The sequence below is a fragment of the Proteus vulgaris genome (assembly GCF_016239305.1).
Lineage (GTDB): Bacteria > Pseudomonadota > Gammaproteobacteria > Enterobacterales > Enterobacteriaceae > Proteus > Proteus vulgaris_C.
The window spans coordinates 40,393-65,883 of the sequence record NZ_JAEHOQ010000015.1 but is presented as its reverse complement, the minus strand read 5'-3'; the positions used below and the strand labels follow the sequence as shown (position 1 = coordinate 65,883).

At 37.6% G+C, this 25,491-nt stretch carries 21 protein-coding genes; 12 read left to right on the top strand and 9 right to left on the bottom strand.

All coding sequences use genetic code 11. From position 1 onward, the window contains the following. Nucleotides 1-155 precede the first annotated feature (155 nt). Both bamC and dapA read right to left on the bottom strand, forming a co-directional pair. Nucleotides 156-1,202, bottom strand: coding sequence for an outer membrane protein assembly factor BamC (gene bamC / locus JEP40_RS12055; protein WP_198623746.1), 1,047 nt, complete (start codon nt 1,200-1,202; stop codon nt 156-158). Between the two features lie 16 nt (nt 1,203-1,218). Next, on the bottom strand, nt 1,219-2,118 hold the full coding sequence (dapA, locus tag JEP40_RS12050) for a 4-hydroxy-tetrahydrodipicolinate synthase (protein WP_198623745.1): 900 nt from the start codon (nt 2,116-2,118) through the stop codon (nt 1,219-1,221). 215 nt (nt 2,119-2,333) lie between these two features. Here dapA and JEP40_RS12045 point away from each other — a divergent pair, with 215 nt between their 5' ends. Beyond that, on the top strand, nt 2,334-2,891 hold the full coding sequence (locus JEP40_RS12045) for a glycine cleavage system transcriptional repressor (protein WP_072068422.1): 558 nt from the start codon (nt 2,334-2,336) through the stop codon (nt 2,889-2,891). Nucleotides 2,892-2,909: 18 nt separating this feature from the next. Then, nucleotides 2,910-3,380, top strand: coding sequence for a thioredoxin-dependent thiol peroxidase (gene bcp, locus JEP40_RS12040; protein WP_198623744.1), 471 nt, complete (start codon nt 2,910-2,912; stop codon nt 3,378-3,380). Nucleotides 3,381-3,450: 70 nt separating this feature from the next. Here bcp and JEP40_RS12035 read toward each other — a convergent pair whose 3' ends face one another. Continuing rightward, a complete protein-coding gene (locus JEP40_RS12035; protein ID WP_198623743.1) occupies nt 3,451-4,527 on the bottom strand; it encodes an AI-2E family transporter in 1,077 nt (358 codons plus the stop codon). Nucleotides 4,528-4,681: 154 nt separating this feature from the next. On the opposite strand from JEP40_RS12035, the gene JEP40_RS12030 reads away from it, so the two are divergent. From JEP40_RS12030 to JEP40_RS12020, 3 genes are all read left to right on the top strand, one after another. Beyond that, on the top strand, nt 4,682-6,154 hold the full coding sequence (locus JEP40_RS12030) for a M48 family metalloprotease (protein WP_198623742.1): 1,473 nt from the start codon (nt 4,682-4,684) through the stop codon (nt 6,152-6,154). A gap of 8 nt (nt 6,155-6,162) precedes the next feature. After that, nucleotides 6,163-6,519 carry an arsenate reductase (glutaredoxin) gene (gene arsC, locus JEP40_RS12025; protein WP_198623741.1) on the top strand — a complete coding sequence of 119 codons (357 nt, stop codon included), beginning with the start codon at nt 6,163-6,165 and terminating at the stop codon, nt 6,517-6,519. A gap of 708 nt (nt 6,520-7,227) precedes the next feature. Further along, complete coding sequence (locus JEP40_RS12020) at nt 7,228-8,481, top strand: MFS transporter (RefSeq protein ID WP_198623740.1); 1,254 nt, start codon at nt 7,228-7,230, stop codon at nt 8,479-8,481. 206 nt (nt 8,482-8,687) lie between these two features. On the opposite strand, the gene hda is transcribed toward JEP40_RS12020, so the two are convergent. The 4 genes from hda to upp form a co-directional block, all read right to left on the bottom strand. Next, entirely contained in the window at nt 8,688-9,395 is a 708-nt protein-coding gene (hda, locus tag JEP40_RS12015; protein ID WP_036938961.1) for a DnaA inactivator Hda, read from the bottom strand. Nucleotides 9,396-9,644: 249 nt separating this feature from the next. Next, nucleotides 9,645-10,850 carry a mechanosensitive ion channel family protein gene (locus JEP40_RS12010; protein WP_198623738.1) on the bottom strand — a complete coding sequence of 402 codons (1,206 nt, stop codon included), beginning with the start codon at nt 10,848-10,850 and terminating at the stop codon, nt 9,645-9,647. A gap of 285 nt (nt 10,851-11,135) precedes the next feature. Beyond that, complete coding sequence (gene uraA, locus JEP40_RS12005) at nt 11,136-12,437, bottom strand: uracil permease (protein ID WP_198623737.1); 1,302 nt, start codon at nt 12,435-12,437, stop codon at nt 11,136-11,138. A 194-nt stretch (nt 12,438-12,631) separates the two neighbouring features. Next, nucleotides 12,632-13,258 carry a uracil phosphoribosyltransferase gene (gene upp, locus JEP40_RS12000; RefSeq protein WP_072068431.1) on the bottom strand — a complete coding sequence of 209 codons (627 nt, stop codon included), beginning with the start codon at nt 13,256-13,258 and terminating at the stop codon, nt 12,632-12,634. A gap of 231 nt (nt 13,259-13,489) precedes the next feature. Between upp and purM the strand changes: the two genes are divergently transcribed. The 6 genes from purM (at nt 13,490) to mgtE (ending at nt 21,231) form a co-directional block, all read left to right on the top strand. Continuing rightward, the gene (purM, locus tag JEP40_RS11995; RefSeq protein ID WP_198623736.1) at nt 13,490-14,530 is read left to right on the top strand and encodes a phosphoribosylformylglycinamidine cyclo-ligase; all 1,041 of its coding nucleotides are present in this window, start codon (nt 13,490-13,492) and stop codon (nt 14,528-14,530) included. 13 nt (nt 14,531-14,543) lie between these two features. Then, nucleotides 14,544-15,173: a phosphoribosylglycinamide formyltransferase gene (gene purN / locus JEP40_RS11990; RefSeq protein WP_198623735.1), complete on the top strand. Its 630-nt coding sequence runs from the start codon at nt 14,544-14,546 to the stop codon at nt 15,171-15,173. A gap of 106 nt (nt 15,174-15,279) precedes the next feature. After that, a complete protein-coding gene (gene speG / locus JEP40_RS11985; RefSeq protein WP_198623734.1) occupies nt 15,280-15,870 on the top strand; it encodes a spermidine N1-acetyltransferase in 591 nt (196 codons plus the stop codon). Nucleotides 15,871-15,916: 46 nt separating this feature from the next. Then, entirely contained in the window at nt 15,917-17,998 is a 2,082-nt protein-coding gene (ppk1, locus tag JEP40_RS11980; RefSeq protein WP_198623733.1) for a polyphosphate kinase 1, read from the top strand. Between the two features lie 4 nt (nt 17,999-18,002). Continuing rightward, the gene (gene ppx, locus JEP40_RS11975; protein ID WP_198623732.1) at nt 18,003-19,535 is read left to right on the top strand and encodes an exopolyphosphatase; all 1,533 of its coding nucleotides are present in this window, start codon (nt 18,003-18,005) and stop codon (nt 19,533-19,535) included. A gap of 232 nt (nt 19,536-19,767) precedes the next feature. Next, on the top strand, nt 19,768-21,231 hold the full coding sequence (mgtE, locus tag JEP40_RS11970; RefSeq protein WP_198623731.1) for a magnesium transporter: 1,464 nt from the start codon (nt 19,768-19,770) through the stop codon (nt 21,229-21,231). Nucleotides 21,232-21,307: 76 nt separating this feature from the next. Here the strand turns inward: mgtE and JEP40_RS11965 are convergent, their stop codons facing one another. Further along, nucleotides 21,308-21,529 (bottom strand): hypothetical protein, encoded by a 222-nt coding sequence (locus JEP40_RS11965; protein ID WP_198623730.1) that lies wholly within the window; start codon nt 21,527-21,529, stop codon nt 21,308-21,310. 769 nt (nt 21,530-22,298) lie between these two features. Here JEP40_RS11965 and JEP40_RS11960 point away from each other — a divergent pair. Further along, nucleotides 22,299-23,672 (top strand): MFS transporter, encoded by a 1,374-nt coding sequence (locus JEP40_RS11960; RefSeq protein WP_198623729.1) that lies wholly within the window; start codon nt 22,299-22,301, stop codon nt 23,670-23,672. A 175-nt stretch (nt 23,673-23,847) separates the two neighbouring features. Here the strand turns inward: JEP40_RS11960 and dtpA are convergent, their stop codons facing one another. Continuing rightward, nucleotides 23,848-25,314, bottom strand: coding sequence for a dipeptide/tripeptide permease DtpA (dtpA, locus tag JEP40_RS11955; RefSeq protein WP_198623728.1), 1,467 nt, complete (start codon nt 25,312-25,314; stop codon nt 23,848-23,850). Between the last annotated feature and the right edge of the window lie 177 nt (nt 25,315-25,491).

Genomic DNA, 25,491 nt, shown 5'->3' with positions numbered 1-25,491 from the left:
AAAGAGCATTCAATTAATGATGAATTTAATAGTGAATTTCTATTTAAAATTCTAGAAATAAAGATAACTATAGATAACTTTTTGTAGATTAAAGACATAAAAAAACCGCACAATCGATATTGTGCGGCTTCTCTTTATTTTATAAAGCGGAATGCTTATTTCACAGGTTTACTGAAAGCGGCCTTCAACGCTGCAACCATTTGATCATTCTGTGATTGTGTTAATGGCTTACCTTTATCACTGATAAATTGTAGGCTACTACGGTTATTTAAATCACCCACTTGTAATTTATAATCCGCTTCTTCTACGGTTGGTCTATCAACACCTAATGAGCTCCAGTTTGCGCTACTCATTCCTTTATAGGTCACTTCAATTGAACCTTTAGAACGTGTGCGGTCGCCCATTTTCATTCCCACACTTTCTAATGCAATTGGCAATCTATCCCAAACAACATCGAATGGTGCACGAACAATAATCACTGGAAGTCCTGCATTATCACTACCACTCTGGACATCAATAATACCTTGAAGATTACTTGTAGCTGTATTTTCGCTTAAATTACGCATACGGTTTAAGCCATCAACCAGCTCATTAAGCATCAAAATATTATAACGCTTCACTTCAGTCGGATCAGTAACATCTGTTTCGCCTTGGCGTAAACCTTCGTTAGTCACTGTTAATGAAATTACATTACCCGCTTGAGCTATTACTAAGTGCTGGCGTGTTTGGAAAGGCACGTTTTCATCTGCACGTAACCATGTTATCCAATCAGTATGAATTTCTTTTTGCCCTGCATCACTTTTGGCAATAGCAACACCTTTATCCTTTAAGATAGCCGTTACTTGCTCATACAGTGTTGTATTTTCAGGTGTGCTAGGTAAGAACAGTTTGCTGTTATCTGCGTTATTTTCACTACGTGAACCACTTAATAAATTCAGCGCTTGAGTCGGTGGACGAATATCAAGCGCTAAGCCTACTGGCTCAGTTTTTTTAGGGGTTGGAATATCATATTCCCCATTTTGCAAAGGCAACACCATACCCGCCGGAATAGCTAAATTCTTTAGCCCTGCCGTCTCTAAATAAGACTCATCACCACTGACCTGACGTTTATAGCGCTGATCACTTGAACAGGCTGCCAGTAAAACCACCAGCGACAGACCCGCGACTTTCATAATCTTTGATTTATGCAATAGTGTTGCCATTAAAATTCCCTAAGTTTTACAGTATTCCCGCTGTTAACAGCGCTTTCTCGACAATTTGCTGACCTGATGATGTCAACGGAGTCATAGGTAAGCGCAATGTGGCGTCTTCAATCAATCCAATACGTTGACACGCCCATTTAGCTGGGATTGGATTAGGTTCAACAAATAACTGATGATGTAAGTCCATCAGACGTCGATTAAGTTCGCGTGCTTTTGCAAACTCACCCGCATTTGCTAATCGACATAATTCTACCATCTCTGACGCAGCAACGTTAGCAGTAACCGAAATAACACCGTGACCGCCAAGTTGCATAAAGTCTAATGATGATGCGTCATCTCCACTTAATAAGATAAAACTATCATCATTAACCAACTCTTGGATTTGACTAACCCGACTTAAGTTCCCTGTCGCCTCTTTAATTGCCACAATATTATCCAACTTGGCTAAACGTGCAACTGTTACTGGCAATAAATCGCATCCAGTACGCCCTGGCACATTATACAGGATTTGTGGTAGTGCGGTGCTTTCAGAAATCATTTTAAAGTGCTGATACAAGCCTTCTTGTGAAGGTTTATTATAATATGGCGTCACACTTAAACAACCTGCAATGCCTTTGTTTTCAAATTGTTGTGTAAACCAAACCGCTTCAGATGTTGCATTAGCACCCGTACCTGCTATCACAGGAATACGTCCATCAGCCATATCTAATGTCATTAAAACAACATCAACATGTTCATCATGACTTAATGTTGCAGACTCCCCTGTTGTACCGACAGAAACAATGGCTGCACTGCCTGCATTAACATGATAGTCAACTAATTTACGTAAACTAACCCGGTCAACATTGCCTTTTGCATCCATTGGTGTAACCAGTGCCACCATACTGCCTGTAAAATTAAATTCGTTATTCACCATAATCATTGCTCCGAGATAGACGTATACTCAATGGTACTCATTCATTGCTCTATTGAAAACTACTTAACTCTAGGTTTCTAATGAAATTTGCTAATATTCTTTGATATGAATTAAAGAGATATAATAATTGAAGATAGTGAGCAAGGGATCTTGGCAGAAATCAAAATTTGTGTTTACCTGTTAAGAATAAACTGAAAGTCAAAAGGAACCTCATTTTGCCCATACCTGATAAACATTTTCTCGTCATTACTGCATTAGGTGCTGACCGCCCAGGTATTGTTGATACCATTACACAATTAGTCAGCCAATGCGGATGTAATATCGAGGACAGCCGACTTGCGATGTTTGGTCAAGAGTTTACGTTTATCATGCTACTCTCAGGTGGCTGGAACGCTATCGCACAGTTAGAAGCGTTGTTGCCGATTAAAAGTGCGGAACTTGATTTATTGACCGTCATGAAAAGAACCAAAAATGGTGCTCCCATTACCTATCCTTCTACTATTGCAGCGAAGGTTGATATTGAAGATGCACCCGGTATTGTAGAACGCTTTACTAATTTGTTTAGCCAGCATAATTTTAATCTTGCTGAATTAATTTCTAAAACGCACCCGTCAGAAGATGGCACACCTGCCCGTTTAGAGATACAAATTACGGCGCATAATCCATTAGATGATCACGGTCTTGTTATTAATGAGAAATTCAATCAGTTATGTACAGAGCTAAATGCTCAAGGCACAATAAGTATCGTAAATAGTCTGATGATGAAACAGTAAAAAATGGAGAATGACCAAATGAACCCATTAAAAGCCGGTGAAAAGGCGCCTCAATTCAGTCTGCCCGACCAAGATGGAGAAATGATTAATTTATCTGATTTCGCTGGTCAACGTGTGCTCGTTTATTTTTACCCCAAAGCAATGACACCAGGCTGTACGACACAAGCTTGTGGCTTACGTGATGAAATGGACACATTAAAAAAGGCCAAAGTCGAAGTATTGGGTATTAGCACAGATAAATCAGAAAAACTTTCCCGTTTCGCTGAAAAAGAGATGTTAAACTTTACATTACTTTCAGATGAAGATCATAAAGTTGCAGAAGAATTTGGTATTTGGGGAGAAAAGCAATTTATGGGAAAAACTTACGATGGTATTCATCGTACTAGTTTCTTAATTGATAAAAACGGTGTTATTGAACACGTTTTTGATAGCTTTAAAACGACTAATCACCATCAAATCGTTTTAGAATATATTGCCCAGCATCCGTAAATAAATACCTATATTGATAAGACAACAGACAGTTTTCACTGTCTGTTTTTTTATTAACTCAATACTATATTTAAGTTTTCTTTATATGTTGCTCATTTGCAATTTCATCAGGTAGTGCATGCAATACTGCTTTTATCAATGTTGCTAATGGAATAGCGAAGAAAACCCCCCAAAATCCCCACATACCACCAAATATAATCACGGATAAGATAATAACCAAAGGATGCATATTCACCGCTTCTGAGTACAAAATCGGTACTAATAAGTTGCTATCTAATCCTTGAACAACAAGATAGGCGATAAATAACGCCCAGAAATCAGAGCCTAATCCCCATTGAGAAAGCGCAATGACAATGACAGGGATCGTCGCTAAAACAGCACCAACATAAGGCACTAAAACAGAGACACCTACAATAACAGCAAGCAGCACGGAATAACGTAGATCGAAGAAGGCAAAAACAAAATAAGTAAAGATGCCAACAATAACCATTTCTGTCACTTTGCCACGAATATAGTTGGTAATTTGCTGGTTAACCTCAATCCAAACTTGTGCTGCCAGTATTCTGTTTTTTGGTAAAACACGGCGCACAGCATTAAGCATTTGTTGCTTATCTTTAAGCAAAAAGAACGTCATTAAAGGAACAAGAATAAGATAAATAGAAAGTGTGATAACACCGATTAATGAAGCTAAAGACACTTTTAAGACGGATTCAGCGACTGTTGAGAACTTACTGCGTAAATTTTCTGCCATCATATCAACAATACCCGCATCCATTAATGCAGGGAAACGATCTGGCAATTCATGTGCAAATGCATTGAACTTATTGATCATATTTGGGATATCAGAAATCAGTGTCATCCCTTGTTGCCAAACCGTTGGCGCTAAAATCAAAATAACGATGGCACTAATACCGATAAAGAGTGTCAGAATTATCGATACGGCCCAAATTCGGACACATCCTAATTTCTCAAGTAAATGAGTTGGCCATTCTAAAAGGTAGGCGAGTACAATTGCCACTAACAAAGGAGCAAGTATGCCACTAAAGAAGTACAGAATTGAAAAGCCGGCAATTAAGATAACCACAAGGGCGATAACTTGTGGATCAGCAAATCGGCGTTTGTACCATTGAACAAGCAAGTCCAGCATGAAAATAAAGATCCTTTATAATAATCAGAACAATAGAGCTATATGTATTCATTCATATAAGCAATAATCTTTTGACAGATTTTACGTTAGGTTTTGCTATCATACATCATTAATTATTAATTTTTCGTTAAGATAGCTATCAGGATACTGTTGTATGAAACTCAGACTTAAAAAACCATTAGTCGCGCTTCTTGTTTCTGCGTTGCTATCAACATCAGTAGTGCCAGCGCATGCTGCGATTGATATTGAAGACTCTTTACCTGATATGGGAACCACAGCAGGTTCAACGCTAAGTATTAATCAAGAAATCGCTATGGGTGAGTACTATACTCGCCAACTACGAAATAGTGCACCATTAGTTTTTGACCCCTTACTTTCTAACTACATTAATAATTTAGGGCAGAAACTCGTTTCTAATGCCAGTTCAGTAAAAACTCCTTTTCACTTTTATTTAGTTAATAACCCCAATATTAATGCCTTCGCTTATTTTGGGGGAAATATTGTTTTACATTCCGCACTTTTTCGCTATAGCCGAACAGAAAGTGAATTAGCCTCTGTTATGGCACACGAAATCACGCATGTTACTCAGCGTCATTTAGCACGAATGCTTGAAGATCAGGCAAAAACAACCCCTCTTGCTCTTGCAGGCGTATTGGGTTCTATTTTGATATTTATGGCTAATCCCAATGCCGGACTTGCGACCTTTACAGGGAGTATGGCAGGGATGCAACAAAATATGATCACATTTACACAAATGAACGAGCAAGAAGCTGATCGTATTGGAATACAAACACTCTATCGAGCTGGATTTGATCCCAAAGGGATGCCTGATTTTATGCAAATTCTTGCTGACCAAGTTCGCTATAGTTCTAAACCACCTGAAATGTTATTAACACACCCCTTACCGGATAGCCGATTATCCGATGCAAGAAGCCGAGCTAGCCAATATCCTGCACGCCAGCTTCCTCAGTCAGCAGATTTTCTGTTTGCTAAAATGCGTGTGTTAACCATGCTAAATAAAAATCCCTCTGCGGATAATGCATTTCAAACCACGCTTGATCAGTTTAAGCATGGTACCGCACTTGAAAAATTAGCTGCTAATTATGCACAAATACTCATTTACTCTCGTGATCGTAAATTTGATGACGCAAGAAAATTACTCGCTCCAATGTTAGAAAAAGAACCTAATAATATTTGGCTTATTGATGCAATGACAGATATCGATTTAGAACAAAATCGGGCAAATGATGCTGTCGCAAGGTTGCAATTGGCATTAAAACAAAACCCCAATAACAAGGTTATTATTGCTAACTTAGCAAATTCCTATATACATAATAAACAATATAACGAAGCTAATCGCCTACTTTATCGTTATACATTTGATAATCCAGATGATCCTATTGGCTGGCAATTAATGGCTGAAAACTCAGCTAAACAAGGTGATAGAGCCCATGAGTTAGCAGCTTATGCGGAAGATTTAGCACTCCGAGGTGACTTTGAAACAGCGATCCGTTACTTGGGTGATGCAAGCAGACAAGTTAAACTGGGCAGTAACGACCAAGCACGCTTTGATGCACGTATTGACCAGTTAAGAAAAATACAGCAAAGAGACAGTCAATTTAAATAAGGGACAACATGACCAAGAAAGTGACGATTTATCATAATCCACGCTGTTCAAAAAGCCGTGAGACCTTACATTTATTAGAAGAAATGCACGTAACCCCTGAGATTAACCTCTACTTAGACACAGCGCCTTCAGTAACAGAACTGAAAACACTTCTTAAAGCGCTGGAGTTTGATGATGCAAGAAAATTAATGCGTACAAAAGAAGAAATCTATAAAACGCTCAAACTTGCTGACGAAACTTCACAAGATGCATTAATTCAAGCAATGCATGAAAACCCTAAGCTTATTGAACGCCCTATTGTGGTTGTAGGGAATAAAGCCCGTTTAGGCCGCCCACCAGAGCAAGTGAAAGCGTTATTTAGCTAAGACCAGAATTTAACCAGGATCCGAAAATTAAAGCCTATACTCTGCGATGTGTGAGATAGGCTTTATTCTTTTTGTTTTATCATTAATATCGCAACCGTTTACTCTCTTTTCTCAATTCAGAAGCAAATCATCAAATGTTATTAAATTGTAAGTACCACAATTAATAAAGTGTTCTTTATTTCCTCAACAGAAAAAAATTAATCTCTTTTTGCTTTCAAAAAAATTCATCTCAACTTCATATTTTTTATGGCTAATAAACAATCATTTTTAAAAAAATCTATCAAGATCACACTATCCCGCTATAGGTCGCCTTAAAAAGAAAAAAATAATCATGTGTTTCATTTATATTGTGACTCAAGTCTCTTTACACAAATGCGTTCCTACATATCATGGACATCAGAAAATATGATAGCAGAGTTAATAAACACTAAATTCTTGCTACTCTATTTTTTCATTATCATCCAAGAAAGAAATTAACAAAAAAAATACATTTTAAACAACACTGCAATACAGCAATAAACTTTCAATTTGTTATTTACTCTATCTCTTCTTTAATTGTTAATTTTTAATTTGATGACAATTAATCGGTGTGAAATGAAGTTATAGATGTATGTGAAATAAACAACGTTATAGCCAACATTATGGGCAATTAAAACTAACCAATCATCATTATGGTGTCGGGTGATTGCTAGGCTAATAGGAAAACAGATGAATATCGTACTTAGATTAAAACTTGTCTCATTCCTCCAGTTCTTTATATGGGGATCTTGGCTGGTAACATTTGCCTCGTACCTCTTTGGAGAACTGCATTTTAAAGGTAGTGATGTTGGGCTTATTTTCAGTGCTCTTGGACTTGCCTCACTTATCGCACCTGTCATCATGGGATTTATTGCAGATAAAATAAATAACCGCAAATTGGTGTTTATTACCCTGCATATTTTTTCTGCATTAGCATTAGTGTTGATGTCACAAATGACGACCGTCACCACGTTATTTTTTGCTACCCTGTTGCATTTATTGTTCTTTATGCCAAGTATTTCAATGGCAAACAGCATCATCTTTGAGTTGTTAGAGCAAAAACATTTAGAACCTAACAACTACTTCCCAAAGATCCGTGTTTACGGCACAGTCGGTTTTATTGCCGCTATGTGGGTTATTAGCTTCTTAGGTTTAGGTAATAGCTATCATCAACTCTTTGTGGCAGCAATTGCTTCTATTATTCTCGCTGTTTTTGCCATGTTCTTACCTGCAACAAAAGCTGTTGATAAAAATAATGAAGCTAAAACAGAAGAAGTGGCATTTAGTCTTTCTAATATTTTGCAAGTCTTTAAAAAGAGAAACGTAGTTGTTTTCTTATTCTTTGCAACACTGTTAGGATCTGTTCTGCAAATTACAAATACTTTTGGTGTACCATTCCTGCAAGATATTGCAGCATTACCAAACGCTGATGATTCATTCTTTGCACGTTATCCTTCTGTATTTTTATCCATTTCGCAAATTTCAGAAGTCGTCTTTATTTTATTCCTACCTCTGTTACTAAAACGTGTAAGAATCGAAACGATCGTTTTGTTTAGTATGATTGCTTGGATTTTACGTTTCGGTTTCTTTGCTTACGGCGACTACACATCATTAGGACAAATCGTCTTATTATTATCAATGATTGTATATGGCTGTGCTTTCGACTTCTTTAATATTTCAGGTTCACTGTTCTTAGAAAAAGAGATCCCATTACAATATCGTTCAACTGCACAAGGTATGTTTATGACCTTAGTGAACGGTTTTGGTACTTATTTAGGTGCAATGTTAAGTGGCTGGGTCATTGACTTATATACCACAAATGGTGCGGTTGACTGGAAATCATTCTGGTTAATTTTCACAGGCTACACTGTTGCAATTACTGCACTTTATCTGATTTTCTTACTGGTACCTCAGAAGAAAACCAAAGTAGTAGAAGCACACTAATTATTTAACCCTCCTCCTTTATTGTTTGTATTTCTCACCGCTTGCCTTTTATAAAGACAAGCGGTTTTTTTATAGTTTTTAATACAAAAAATCACCATTAAAAATAACGAAAAATCATTATCTTTAATTGGTTTTATTTAGACAACAGAGGAAAATTTGTGTTATTTACCTCACCTAATTCGATGAGGGATAGTATTGAGGTAAAGCTATAGTTTAAGAATATCTTTCACGAAAGGAATTGTGAGTTTACGTTGAGCAACAATAGAAGCGTGATCGAGTTCATCAAGCATTTCAAAGAGTGTCCGCATTTTTCTATCAAGGCGTTTTAACACAAAGCGACCTACATCTTCAGGCAATTCAAAACCACGAAGCTTTGCTCTTAATTGTAATGCTTGAATTTTTTCTTCATCACTTAATGGCTGTAAACGGTAAATTTGTCCCCAATCTAGTCGAGAGGCAAGATCAGGAAGTTGTAATTCGATTTGGCGAGGTGGCCTATCTCCAGTAATTAATAAACAAGTTCGACCATGCTCCAAAACGCGATTATAAAGATTAAATAAGGCGAGTTCCCACTCTTCATCGCCTGCAATACATTGAACATTATCGATACAAACTAATGATAGATGCTCCATGCCTTCAAGGACATCGGGAACAAAATAGGCTCGTTTATCCAGCGGAACATACCCAACGGCATCACCTTTTAATGAAAGTTCAGCACAAGCGGCATGTAATAGATGGCTTTTTCCACCTCCGTCGCGGGACCAGAAATAGATATAACTGCCATGAGATTGATGAATGGCGGTTTGGATTGCCGCGACTAACGACGCGTTTTCCCCTGCATAAAAGCTATCGAATGTCTCATCATCGGGCAGAGATAGTGGTAATGATAGCTGTGACGGCGTATTCAGAAGCACCTCACCTGAATAGTTTAATAAACATGGTGATTCTAACACAAATTCTCTCAAGGTCAGAATCAATATTAAAAAAGCACATAACACTGATTAAGATAACAGCAAGATTATCGTAATAGCCTATTTTATGAACTCTTCATACTTCAAGTTGCCCTGTAACTGATTTTGTTTATTTACACGAGTCGCTAAGCTATACCTTAAATTATTTAGCATAAAATCAAAAAGGTCTTCTTTGTTTAATTAATGTTTTTATTATCTGAATTTTAATTTCGCGACATCATTACCTGAAGGTTGCTGATAAATATCAAGCTTAAAATATTTGGCTGATGCATTTATATACTCAAAAATTTCAGATTGTGTTTCTTCATATTCTACCCATGTTGTCGCCCTGGTAAAACAGTATAACTCTACAGGTAATCCCATGGGGGTTGGTGGCATTGTTCTTATCACTAAATACATATCTGGTCGAACATCACCACGCATCTTTATCCAATTTAGCATGTACTTTCTAAATAACTGTAGATTGGTCACCCCTTTTGTTTCTAACCATGCATTAATATCACCAATTTCTTCTTCTTTGCCTTCCAGCATTGCTTCTATACTCTTACGAAGATGCGCGATATTTTTTAATTCAAGAACTAATTCTTCCGTCGCAAATGAAATCGAAGATTGGTCAATGTAAAAGCTACGTTTAATCCGACGCCCTCCAGATGAAAACATCGGTTGCCAGTTAGTGTATTTTTCTGTTAAAAAATCCTTTGTCGGAATACGTGAAATTGTGTTATCCCAATTACGTACTGTGATGGTGTGTAATGCGATATCAATCACCTCACCACTGATATTACTGCTTGGCAGTTCTATCCAATCATAAAGTTTTAAAACTTTACCGTTAGAAATAAGAATATTGGCAACAAATGAGATAAGAGTATGTTGAAAAACAAACATTAATACCGCAGCAATGGCACCAAAGCTTGAGATAATAATAAGTGGTGATTGTTCAGTAAAAAGTGCAATGATCAGAATAAAAGAAATTATCCAAACGACGATTTTGGCAATTTCAATATAGCCTTTAATAGAATTATTCCGATGCCACGCCTTTTTTGCATGCCTAATGTTAAAGATATCGAGAGCATTATTAAGCAATGAGGCAATATTGATAATAATAAAAGCACGGGCAACCGTCTCAAAGATAACATTCATCTCATGCGAAAAAGAGGGTAATAGCTGATTAATATAAAGAACTAATGTTACCGCAACTATAGAGGCACTCTTTTTAGCAATGTCTTCTATCGTCTCTTCATCTGAAAGTTCAGTAAATAAAAAAAGCAATCGCTTTGCGATTCGACGGAAAATCATCTTGCCGAGAAACCATACCACCAGCAATACAACAACTAAGAATATTGTGGTAAATATCTGCTTTGATGTTATGAAATCATAAATTTCAATGAGTTTTTCCATAAATTGCGTTATGCCTTTTTTAAGTCTTTCCCCAACCTTAAAACGAATGCCACTTAAACAGTAACTAAATGCCTATTTCGCATAAGAACAGACATCCATTGTCTCATTTATTTCATTTAAATAAACATCATGATTGAATTAATCCTAGTTTTCTAAGTTTTAAATACTTAAAAAATAAAAATCTTAGTTTTTAATATGACATAAAAACAAAAAAACAATAAAAAAGGTGGAGATTATCCACCTTTTTATTATTTTCAGTATATTGCTTTAGGTGCTCTTAATCGATTACTTTTTATTTGCGGTACCACTAACCGATTCAATCGTGTTATCTACAAATTCTGATTCAGGTCGAACAATACTGACTAATTTAAAGAGTAAGCTTAAAACAATACCCACAACTGTTGCTAGCGCCATGCCTTTTAATTCAGCCGCACCAATGTGAATTGAGGCGCCACTCACACCAACAATCAAAATAATGGCAGTTAATATCAAATTTTGCGGTTTATTGTAATCCACTTTTGAATCTAACAAGACACGTATACCTGATGCACCAATGACACCATAAAGTAATAAAGATACTCCGCCCATAACTGGAACAGGAACAGCTGCAATAGCGGCGGCTAATTTACCAACACAGGATAATAAGATAGCAAATATTGCCGCACCACCAATAACCCACGAGCTATAAACTTTGGTAATTGCCATAACACCAATATTTTCACCATATGTGGTATTCGGTGTTGAACCAAAGAAACCAGAAATAATGGTAGAGAAACCGTTTGCGAACATGGAACGATGTAAGCCTGGGTTTTTCATTAAATCACGTTGCACAATATTTGCTGTAACAACAAGATGGCCAACGTGTTCAGCAATAACCACTAATGCTGCAGGCAGAATAATAAAGATAGCACTCCATTCAAAACGTGGTGAATAGAATGTTGGTAGTGCAAACCAATTGGCTTCTTTAATAGGCGTTACATCAACAACTCCTAAGAAGAAAGAAAGTGCATAACCCGCTAATACTCCTATAAGAATAGGAATAATTGCAAGGAATCCTCTAAACATCACTGAACCTAAAATAGTGACACCTAAAGTGACCATAGAGATAAGCAATGTTTGATTATCAACTGGTGCATCTGCGCTTGGTAATAAACCTGCCATTCCTGCAGCGGTTCCTGCTAACTCTAACCCGATAACGGCAACGATTGCGCCCATTGCTGCAGGCGGGAACATCACATTAATCCAGCCTCGCCCTGCTATTTTTACAATACCTGCCACAAGACAAAATAACACACCACAGACGATGAATCCCCCAAGTGCTAATTCATACCCTAATGGTAACAATAAAAGCACAGGCGAGATAAACGCAAAACTTGAACCTAAATAAGCAGGAATGCGTCCTTTACAAATAAAGAGATAAAGCAGGGTTCCGATCCCGTTAAATAACAATATTGTTGCCGGATTAACTTTAAATAATATTGGCACAAGTACGGTAGCGCCAAACATTGCAAACAGATGTTGAAGGCTCAACGGAATTGTTTGTAATAATGGTGGGCGCTCTTCTACCCCGATTGCACGACGAGTCATGCTTACGACCTCTCTTTAATATAAATGTGAATTGGGTTTGTATTTTTAACTTTATACTCGTCTTACTTTAAGTCGCCATGTTACTAACTACACTCACTCGCACTAGTCATCTAACTGCACCTTAAAATATTTAGAGTATAGAACAACAAATAAGTGGTCCAAAAAAAAGCCGACTATCAAAGTCGGCTTAATTATTATTTTGTACCAAATATCTTATCACCAGCATCGCCAAGACCTGGAACGATGTACCCGTGTTCATTAAGATGACTATCAACCGATGCAGTATATAACTCCACATCTGGATGAGCTTCTTCTAATGCCTTAATACCTTCTGGAGCAGCAACCAGTACTAATACTTTAATTGAAGTACAGCCCGCATTTTTTAATAAATCAATTGTGGCAATCATAGAGCCGCCTGTTGCTAACATGGGGTCAACAACAAGAGCCATACGCTCTTCAATATTGGATGCTAATTTCTGGAAGTAAGGGACGGGTTTTAAGGTTTCTTCATCGCGGTAAACGCCAACTACACTGATTCGGGCACTAGGAATATTTTCTAATACTCCATCCATCATCCCGATACCTGCACGGAGGATAGGAACTACTGTGATTTTTTTTCCTTTAATCTGTTCTATCTCTACCGGACCACACCAACCTTCAATTGTTACCGTCTCTGTTGCTAAATCGGCGGTAGCTTCATACGTCAGTAGACTGGAAACTTCTGAAGCCAATTCACGAAAGCGCTTAGTGCTTATATCATGATCTCGCATCAGCCCCAATTTATGTTGAATGAGTGGGTGTTTTACCTCAACGATCTTCATAATCTCTCCTAATGTACGACGCAGCCTGACAAAAAAATCGCGAGATTATACCGCTTTTTTGCCAACATTCCATCGTTTTTCTATTGATATTGATCAAGCGCACAGCTTTTAACCACACCAACATGAATAATTGTGACCTAGAAAGAAGATCCTCGCAAACGTTTGCTTTGCCTGTTAGAATAGTGCCCGCACACATTTTTTCTTAACAGCAACTTGCCGTGAGGGCTCTACGTGACTAACAAATCCTCTCTCAGCTATAAAGATGCCGGTGTCGATATTGATGCAGGTAATGCTTTAGTCGATCGTATCAAAGGTGTAGTAAAAGAAACTCGCCGTCCTGAAGTTATGGGGGGTTTAGGTGGTTTTGGTGCACTATGTGCAATTCCATCTAAATACCGCGAACCTATTTTAGTTTCAGGCACCGATGGTGTGGGTACAAAACTCCGCCTTGCGATGGATTTAAATCGCCACGATGACATCGGTATTGATTTAGTCGCAATGTGTGTCAACGATTTAATTGTTCAAGGCGCCGAACCCCTTTTCTTCCTTGACTACTATGCCACAGGAAAATTAGATGTCGATACCGCAGCACGGGTTGTAACAGGTATTGCTGAAGGTTGTAAACAATCAGGCTGTGCATTAGTGGGTGGTGAAACAGCAGAAATGCCCGGTATGTATCATGGTAATGATTATGATATCGCAGGCTTTTGTGTCGGCGTGGTTGAAAAATCAGAGATTATTGATGGTAGTAAAGTTAAAGCCGGTGATGCATTAATTGCTTTAGCCTCCAGTGGCCCTCATTCTAATGGTTATTCATTAGTCAGAAAAATTCTTGAAGTTAGCAATACACAAGCAGATAGCACGCCATTAGGTGACAAATCACTTGCTGATCACCTATTAGCGCCTACACGTATTTACGTGAAATCCTTGCTGTCATTAATTGAAAATGTTGATATTCATGCTGTCGCACATATTACAGGTGGCGGTTTTTGGGAGAATATTCCTCGCGTACTACCTGAAAATACGCAAGCACGCATCAAAAGTCACAGTTGGGAATGGCCTATTGTCTTCAAGTGGCTACAAGAAGCGGGACAAGTTAGCACGCATGAAATGTATCGCACCTTTAACTGTGGTGTCGGGCTATTAATTGCGGTTAACCCAAATGATGTTGAAAAAACATTAGCACACCTTGCTGAATGTGGTGAAAATGCATGGCTCATTGGTGAGATTGCGCCACAAGTAGCAGGTGAAGCACAAGTTATTATTAACTAATGAAAGTATGTGAATGAAAAATATCGTTGTCCTTATTTCAGGAAACGGCAGCAACCTACAGGCGATTATTGACGCCTGTAGGGCAAATAAAATCACAGGTAATGTGGTTGCTGTCTTCAGCAATAAAGCCGATGCTTATGGCCTTGAACGTGCAAAACAGGCTGATATTCCAGCCTGTTTTGTTGATCCAATCCAATTTAATAATAGAGCTGATTACGATAAAGTGTTAATAGAGAAAATTGATGCTTATCAGCCTGACATCGTGGTTTTAGCGGGTTTCATGCGTATTCTATCACCTAGTTTTGTCACTCATTATCAGCATAAATTATTAAATATTCATCCTTCTTTACTTCCTAAATATCCAGGGTTGCATACTCATCGCCAAGTTTTAGCCAATAAAGATCCTTTTCATGGTGTTACCGTTCATTTTGTCACAGAAGAACTTGATGGTGGCCCAATGATTATTCAGGCACGTATTCCTGTTTTACCGAATGACACTGAACAATCATTACAAGCTAGAATACAAATAGAAGAGTATCGTATCTACCCATTAGCGATCCGCTGGTTAGCTGAAGATCGATTGACGATGAAGAATAATCAAGCTTTCCTTGATGATATTGCACTGTTCGACAGCCTTGATTAACTATTTCGCTTAAGCTAAAAAGTCACATTGTGCTACACTGTAGCCCGCGTGACTTTTTTTGTGTCACTCTTTTCTCTTTTTATTCAATGCATTCACCGAGGTGCTTATGTCCGGTGGTAAGAAAGTTCCACCTATAAAATTACGTCCTCTCGAACGAGAAGATCTCTCTTTTGTCCATCAACTTGATAACAATGCCAGCGTTATGCGCTATTGGTTCGAAGAACCTTATGAGGCTTTTATTGAGTTAAGTGACCTATATGAAAAACATATTCACGACCAAAGTGAACGCCGTTTTATTACTGAAAGTGAAGGCACTAAAGTTGGGCTTGTCGAGTTGGTTGAAATTGATTATGTTCATCGTCGTGCCGAATTCCAAATTATCATTGCACCTGCACATCAAGGTCATGGCTATGCAGCACGAGCGGCAAAATTAGCGATGGATTATGCTTTTTCTGTACTTAATTTATACAAACTCTATTTAATCGTTGATAAAGAAAATGCTAAAGCGATTCATATTTATGAAAAGCTTGGCTTTAAAAAAGAAGGTGATTTAATAGATGAGTTTTTTGTTAACGGTGCCTATCGTTCTGCAATTAGAATGTGTACATTCCAAGCACCTTATTTTGAGAAAAAAGCCAAAGAAGCAAAACCCGAAAATTTTGTCAAACCGGGTGCGACTATTAAGCAACATGTCTGATTTATTCAGATATTAAGATTTAACTTTAACCCTAGTTGGAGTTCAGATGTCCCAGGAACGACTCTATATTGATAAAGAGATCAGTTGGCTTGCGTTTAATGAACGTGTATTACAAGAGGCGGCTGACAAACGAAACCCGTTAATTGAAAGAGTCAGGTTTCTGGGGATCTATTCAAATAATCTTGATGAGTTCTATAAAGTCCGTTTTGCAGATGTTAAACGTCGTATTTTAATTAATGAAGAGCGAGGCTCTCGCTCTGCTTCAAGTCATGCTCGCCACCTTATCAAAAAAATTCAGTCAAAAGTGGCTAAGGCTGACCAAGAGTTTGACGCTTTATATAACGATTTATTGCTTGAAATGGCGCGAAATCAAATCTTTTTAATAAATGAACGTCAAATCTCGCCTAATCAACAAATCTGGTTACGCCAATATTTTCGTCAAAACTTAAGAAAACACATTACCCCTATATTAATTAATCCTGAAACCAATTTGGTTGAATTTCTTAAAGACGACTATACCTATTTGGCCGTTGAAATTGCACAAGGGCAAACTATTCATTACGCCTTATTAGAAATTCCATCAGATAAAGTTCCTCGCTTTGTCATTCTGCCAACTGATCAAGGACGCAGTAAGAAAAAATCCATGATTTTATTGGATAATATTTTACGGTACTGCCTTGATGAAGTTTTTAAAGGCTTTTTTGATTATGACTCATTGAATGCTTATTCTATGAAAATGACGCGAGATGCAGAGTACGATCTTGCAACAGAAATGGAATCAAGTTTACTTGAAATGATGTCATCAACTTTAAAACAACGCCTTACTGCAGAGCCTGTGCGTTTTGTTTATCAACGTGATATGCCAGATGAAATGGTCGCATTACTGCGCAGTAAATTAGGTTTATCCAATAACGACTCCGTTATTGCAGGAGGCCGTTATCATAACTTTAAAGACTTTATTAACTTTCCAAATGAAGGTAGTAAATTTCTATTAAATAAACCTATTCCGCGTTTACGCCATATTTGGTTTGATAATTTCCGTAATGGTTTTGATGCCATTAGGGAACGTGATGTCTTACTTTACTATCCTTATCATACCTTTGAGCATGTGCTGGAGTTGTTACGCCAAGCCTCTTTTGACCCAAGCGTTATTTCAATAAAAATCAATATTTACCGTGTTGCAAAAGACTCTCGAATTATTGACTCCATGATCCACGCGGCACACAACGGTAAACGAGTCACTGTAGTTGTAGAGTTACAAGCGCGTTTTGATGAAGCAGCCAATATTCATTGGGCAAAACGCTTAACAGAAGCAGGTGTTCACGTTATTTTCTCTGCACCGGGTTTAAAAATTCATGCAAAATTATTTATTATTTCTCGCTTAGAAGATGGTGAAATTATTCGTTATGCCCATATTGGTACTGGGAATTTTAACGAAAAAACAGCACGCCTTTATACTGACTATTCGCTTTTAACCGCGAATACTGAAATTACCAATGAAGTACGTCGCGTTTTTAGTTTTATTGAAAACCCTTATCGCCCTGTTACTTTTGAATATTTGATGGTTTCACCTCAAAATTCACGGACTCTATTGAACCAATTAATTACTAATGAAATTCACAGTGCTCAAGCAGGACATCCTGCAGGCATTACATTAAAAGTAAATAATTTAGTCGATGAAGAGTTAGTTAATCGCCTTTATGACGCATCTGAAGCAGGAGTCAAAGTCCGACTTTTAGTGCGAGGCATGTGCTCTTTAGTACCTAATCAGCCAGGATTTAGTGAGAATATTCAAGTTACCAGTATTGTTGATCGCTTTTTAGAACATGATCGCGTTTACGTTTTTACTAATAAAGGCGATGAAAAAATCTTTTTATCTTCTGCCGACTGGATGACGCGAAATCTTGACTATCGTATTGAAGTTGCAGTGGCTTTGCTTGATCCTCAACTGAAACAGCGTGTTCTTGATATATTAGATATTCAATTTAATGATACCGTTAAAGCGCGTTTTATTGATAAAGATTTAACAAATAGCTATGTTCCTCGTGGAAATAAACGTAAAATTCGTTCCCAGCTTGCTGTCTATGAGTACATTAAATTGTTAGAACAACCCGGATCACGAGCGTAATTTTATGCCTTTATCACAAGATGACTCTTCACCACGTCCTTTAGAAATTGCGGCTATTGACCTCGGTTCTAATAGTTTTCATATGATAATCGCGCGCGTAGTTAATGGCGCATTGCAAGTACTAAGTCGCTTAAAACAGCGTGTTTATCTTGCTGATGGTCTTGACGATAATAATGAATTAAGCGAAGAGTCTATGTTACGCGGACTTTCCGCCCTTTCTCTTTTTGCTGAAAGGTTACAGGGATTTCCTGCCGAAAATGTTACTGTCGTAGGCACACATACATTACGTGTTGCTACTAACGCTAAAGTCTTTCTTCAACAAGCAAAAGAAGTTATCCCTTACCCTATCGAAATTATTTCCGGACATGAAGAAGCCAGGCTTATTTTTATGGGTGTTGAACATACACAATCGGAAAAAGGTCGAAAGCTCGTTATTGATATTGGTGGTGGCTCAACAGAATTGGTTATTGGTGAAAATTTTGAGCCGATCTTAATTGAAAGCCAGCGCATGGGTTGTGTTAGTTTTAGTCGTCAATTTTTTCCTGAGCAAAAAATTAGCGGATCAGCTTTTCGTAAAGCACGAGAAAAAGCGGCTCGAAAAATGGAAAAAATTGCATGGCAATATAAAATGACGGGATGGGATGTTGCTTTAGGTGCATCAGGCACAATTAAAGCGGCTCATGAGATCTTAGTTGAGTTCGGCGAAAAAGATGGTGTTATTACCCCCGAACGTCTACTTATGTTGACAAAGCAAGTGTTACGCTTTAAGAAATTTAAAGATATCTCATTACCGGGATTATCCGATGAGCGTAAGCATGTTTTTGTACCAGGTTTGGCTATTTTATGCGGTATTTTTGATTCTTTAGGGCTAAAAGCGCTGCACCTATCTGATGGCGCGCTACGTGAAGGTGTACTTTATGAAATGGAAGGCAGATTCCGCCATCAAGATATTCGCCAACGTACAGCAAAAAGCCTTGCCGAACATTATAATATTGATAGAGAGCAAGCAAAACGCGTACTTGAAACCATGCAATCCCTTTACGAACAATGGGCGCAACAAAATCCTAAGCTCGTTCGCCCTGATCTAGAGGCTATTTTAGTTTGGGCAGTCATGTTACATGAAGTCGGATTAAGCATTAATTTAAGTGGATTGCATCGTCATTCTGCCTATATTCTTTCAAATACAGATTTGCCAGGTTTTAATCAAGAACAACAACTATTATTAACAACCTTAGTTCGCTATCACCGAAAAGGGATTAAGCTGGACGAACTACCTAAATTTAATCTTTATAAAAAGAAACAGTATTTCCCACTCGTACAAATACTGAGATTAGCAACTCTACTTAATAATCAGCGACAATCGACGACAAAACCAGCATCTTTGCGTTTAGTTACTGATGAAAATCATTGGACTCTTTATTTTCCTAAAAAATATCTTTCTGATAACACATTGATGGAATTGGATTTAGAAAAAGAACAAGAGCATTGGCAGTCAGTTCCAGGCTGGAAACTGGATATAAAAGAGGAATCTGCTTAACAATATGATATTATACAGAAAAAGACGCTAGCCAATGCGTCTTTTGTTGCATCTATCATACAACAACTATCACATAACAACATAGGTTTGATTTGTGACCATAATATGAACATCATCAACGCAACATTGTTCAAGATTCATATTTTTTATACGGAGAAAACCGATAATCATCCTAAAATGGAATAATTAGTGTTAATGGTTATCTCCCTCGTAAGAATTAAAAAGGAATAACATGTCTCAATCAGCTATCAACAATGATACTGCGGCTGCCATCAATCCGTATTCACAAAAAGTGGCACTCCTGCGTCAACAAATTTTGAGTATCTTTCTTGAAGATGATCATTTTGTTGAAACCGTTTTAGGGGAAGCAAGTGAAAATGATAGGCTGAGCCACCATGAACTTCATGAAAAAATCACCACTGTTCGAGAATTACTACAAGATCTACACGCGGCAGATATTGCAGATATTCTTGAAGCTCTTCCCTATGACGAGCGTCTCGCATTGTGGCATTTGGTTGATAATAATGAACGTGGTGCTGTTTTAGTCGAAGCGTCTGTCGCCGTTTGGGACAGCTTAATTAAAGATATGACCGACCGTGAATTATTACGATCGGTCGCCACATTACATGTGGATGAGCAAGCGTACATTGCAGAGCACTTACCCCGCGATACAATGCGTCGCCTTCTTACCTATTTAGAACCAAGCCTGCGTAATAGGATAAGAGAAGTCCTACAATATCCAAAAGACAGCGTTGGTCAAATGATGGACTTTGAGTTCGTCACTGTACGAGGCAATGTAACGTTAAAAACCGTACAACGCTATTTACGTCAACGAGGCTCTATTCCTGAAGCAACAGATAAAATTTTCGTTATTGATAATAAAAATCATCTGTTGGGCGAACTTCCTTTAACAACCGTTTTAACGCAATCACCAGATAAACTTGTCTCTGATGTGATGAAAACAGACACCGTCAGTTTTATGCCTGAAGAAAAAGGCGAGGATGCTGCGGGTGCGTTCGAACGTTATGACTTAATTTCAGCCGCTGTTGTTGATAGCAATGGTCTTCTTATGGGACGATTAACCGTTGAAGATATCGTTGATAACATGCATGAAGAAAGCGATACCAATATTCGTCGTATGGGGGGGTTGAGTCCAGAAGAGGACGTTTTCGCTCCAGTTGGACAAGCCGTTAAAACACGTTGGACTTGGCTTGCTATCAACTTATGTACCGCTTTCGTTGCTTCTCGTGTTATCGGTGTCTTTGAAGATACTATCTCGCAATTAGTGGCGCTTGCCACACTAATGCCAATTGTTGCAGGTATTGGGGGTAACACGGGTAATCAAACTATTACAATGATTGTACGTGCCTTAGCACTGCACCAAATTCAAACCGGAAGCTTCTCATTCTTAATTTTAAGAGAGCTTGGTGTCGCCCTTATTAACGGTATTGTTTGGGGAGGGATTATGGGAATTGTCACCTTCTTCCTCTATGGCGACCTTGCTATGGGTGCAGTTATGACGATGGCAATGGTACTTAATCTCTTAATGGCTGCCATGATGGGCGTATTGATCCCGATGACCATGATAAAATTAGGTAAAGATCCCGCCATTGGTTCGAGTGTAATGATAACCGCCATTACGGATACTGGTGGCTTCTTTATCTTCTTAGGTTTAGCTACTATCTTCCTAGTCTAAGAAAAGCCTCAATAACACTAACGCCACTGTTAATAAAATACAGTGGCGTTTTTTTTGGATAGCTAATAATAGATAATTAAGCGGTTGTTGAAAGGTAATAGTAAACGAGTAGCAATACGATGATCAGTGATGTAATAAACGTTTTTTTAACAGAAGTACTCAGAGCATAATTATCACTGTGGTTGGTGTTATTTAGTATGGTTTTTAACGCTAAACCACCACCTAATGCAACGATAGAGAGTGAGGAAAACAGAACAATTGCAGCTAAGAGAATAACACTCATTGAGATAGAGACCATAAATCCTCCGACATATCAATTGACTTACTGTTGTAATTATAATCAAAAATAACTTTTTTGATGCTTATTTTTGTTTTTATTTTTAATTCAAAGCGACACTCTAAAAAATCACACTATGCATAAAAACACAAAAATATGATTATGATTATAATGTTAAGTGGTATTTAATTTCACAAATTAAACATTTATTGAAATCAAAAGCCAGTATAGTTGATTTTAACATACAGTAGAATATGCTAATAATCTATTTCCCATCAGATCATATCTTTCATTATTAATACGAACAGCTTTCTTAATTATCTAATAATAACTTTTTTTACAAAAAATAATAAATTAAACTTACGCTAGTTTTATTATTTTATTTTTCATTTAAAGCATAATGAATATATTCAATATCCCTTCGTTTTTATTTAAAGATATTAAAAACACCCTATAAACAATAACGCTTAATATTTTTACATTATATATAATAATTTCCTTTTATTAAAAATAAACACCAAGCAAATGAAGTAAAGCCATATTTAAAACCAATATTTATTATTTTTAAAGTCTATTTTATTGTTTTATTTTGATCTATTTACATCATTAAGAGCTTCCTGTTATAACTTAAACCATCATCACAACATTATTCTTTCTCACATAAATAGCCTATAAATAGCCTCTTACTGTTATTTATTTCTACCCTATTTTATTTGCTGATCCTAAAAGAATACATTTGTGAGTTTATTAGTTATTAATTTTATCACGATGATTATTATAGGTTGTTATTATGACATCACAATCACACTCCACTCAGCCGTTGAGTCAACCTACGGCAAGACCATTAAATCGCAACGATTATAAAACGTTGGGTTTATCCTCACTAGGAGGCACTTTGGAGTTCTATGATTTCGTGATCTTCGTGTTCTTTACGAAAACATTGAGCCACTTGTTCTTTCCTGGTGATAACGCCTTTATTGCACAAATGCAGACATTGGGTATTTTTGCGGCTGGTTATCTCGCTCGCCCTTTGGGTGGCATTATTATGGCACATTACGGTGATATTATTGGCCGTAAACGTATGTTTACCTTAAGTATCTTTTTAATGGCTGTGCCAACATTAATTATTGGTTTATTACCCACTTATGCCAGTATTGGTGTTGCAGCGCCATTATTGTTGTTATTGATGCGTATCATGCAAGGTGCTGCTATCGGTGGCGAAATGCCAGGTGCTTGGGTCTTTATTGCAGAACATACACCCAAACAACGTTATGGCTTAGGTGTTGGAACATTAACATCAGGTATTACTGGCGGTATTTTATTAGGATCAATCGTCGCGATTATTGTTCAGCGTAGTTATAGCGCTCAAGAAGTTAATGACTTTGCATGGCGTATTCCCTTTATTTTAGGGGGGATATTTGGCTTAATCTCTGTTTACTTACGTCGTTTTTTACAAGAAACCCCTATATTTAAAGAGATGGCCGCAAAAAAAGCCTTAGCACAAGAAATGCCCGTAGTTTCTGTCATTAAAAACCATAAACAAGCGTGTTTAATTACAGCAGCATTAACTTGGTCGTTATCAACAGCTATTGTTGTCACCATATTGATGACACCAAGTGTAATTGTTGAAGGTATTTATAAAATTGATAGAACCACCTCATTGGAAGCGAATTGTGTTGCAACATTAACCTTAACTTTAGGTTGTATCTTCTGGGGCTGGATTGGTGACAAATTAGGAACACGAGTTTCAATGACATTATCATGGGGTGGTTTGATTGTTACTGCATTCCATTTCTATGGCAGTTTAGATGCAACAATGTCAGGTTTTCAGTTAGCATTTAATTATGGATTGATGGGCTTTTTCGTTGGTGCAATTGCAACAACACCGATTGTTAGTACAAGAGCATTCCCACCATCGATTCGTTTTTCAGGATTATCTTTTGCTTACAATATGGCTTATGCCGTATTTGGTGGATTAACCCCAATGTTAACAGGTGCATGGTTAGAAAAAACTGCAATGGCAGGTGCCTATTATGTCGCAGGAGTCTCATTCTTAGCAATTGCTGTTGCATTTTTACCTTTAGCCTATAAAGGTTGGACTGCAGTAAAGCCAGTAACTCGTGAAAAAGACGTTGCATTACAAGTTGATAAAGTGGTTGGTTAAACCTTTATCAATGTATAAATATGTTCTATAAGTACCCCCTTATACAATACCGCCCTAATAAGGGCGGTATTTTTTATGACTGGCCGTTTTTCTGAATTGGATAGCCATAAACACAATAAAGGATGCCTTCTGACATCCTTTATTTTCTTAAGCGTTCATTTTTTAATGCTATAAATTACTGTATCATTTTGCTCAGCATTGGTGCAGTTAAAAGCATTAAAATTGCAATAACACCAGTCACAATACCGATTTGTAGGAAGACACTGCTGTAAATTTCTAATGAGGCATGTGCGCTTTGAACATCTTCTGGCACTGCCATTAAACTTGCAACTTTACCTGCAATAATTGCAGCAGCTGCCGAAGTTAAGAACCAAGCCCCCATGATAAAGCCCATTAAACGCTGTGGTACAAGTTGAGCAACCATTGCAAGGCCAAGCCCTGAAATCATTAATTCACCAATACTTTGGAAACCATAACTTGCGACTAACCACCATGAAGAAACAATCCCTGCTTCATTTGCCATGCTTGCACCCAGTGGTAATACTAAGAATGCTGTTGCACTTAAGAACATTCCAACAGTGAACTTATAAGGCATAGGTAATTTATCGCCCATAAAGTTATACACTGCTGCTAATAATGGACTCGCTAACATGATCCAGAATGGATTAAGTGATTGGAACTGTTCTGGTTGAACACTGAAACCTAACAGAGAGTGTTCAACGTTATGGATCGCAAAGAAGTTTAAAGAGGTTGGCATTTGATCGTAAAGAACAAAGAAGACCACGGCTTCAACCATCAGTAAAAATGCCACAATCATCTTACGGCGAGCAGCCCCTTTCATCATGAAGGTTTCACGCGCAAAAATAAGAATGATACCTAATGAAATCACAGCTAAAGACCAACTTGCCACTTCATTATTATGTAACAACCAAGTCGATACTGCCGTTAAAGCAACGATACCCACCAGCGTTAATAACAATTTTGAATAATTAAGCGGTTCAAAATCAGGTTTAGAGCCTTTATCTTTGATCCAACCCCGACAAACCATAAAGTTTGCTAATGTGATTAGCATACCTACAACGCTTAATGCAAATGCCACGTCCCAACCATAATTAGCTGCTAACCATGGTGTTGCTAACATAGATAAGAACGAACCTACGTTGATAGACATATAGTACATCGTAAATGCACCGTCTAATTGCGGATCGTTTTTCTCATAACAGGTCGCAAGTAATGAGGATGGATTTGCTTTAAATAAACCATTACCTACAGCAATGGTTGCAAGCCCCCAATAAATCACATCTTTATCGTGATCTGAGAAAGCCACCATTGCATAACCAATTGCCAGGACAATAGCACCGAGGATAATAACCCTTTTTGTACCAAGGACTTTATCACCCAGCCATCCACCGATAGCAACAAAACCATAAACCAATGCGGTAAATGCAGCAAAAACGGTGATTGCTTCAGCCTCACCCATACCCAGCATTTTAACCAGATAAACGGCCATGATCCCTTGCAGACCGTAATAGCCAAAACGTTCCCATAATTCGATTGAGAAGATGAGATAAAATGCGCGAGGCTGTTTAAATGCATTCAGGCTCGGTTTTTGTCCATCGTCAGGTGTGTTTGCAGTTGACACTAAAAACCTCTAATTATTTTATTACGCCTTTATATTTAGGCTAATTTTTACAAAAATGATTATTTTAAGACAGAGTTAAAGCTCGGTGAATTTCATACTGGATTGTTATTCTTTGAAAAGAGTTCAAACACAGAGAAAAACAAGGTTGGCATTCTATCACTGGAAAGCATAATTATC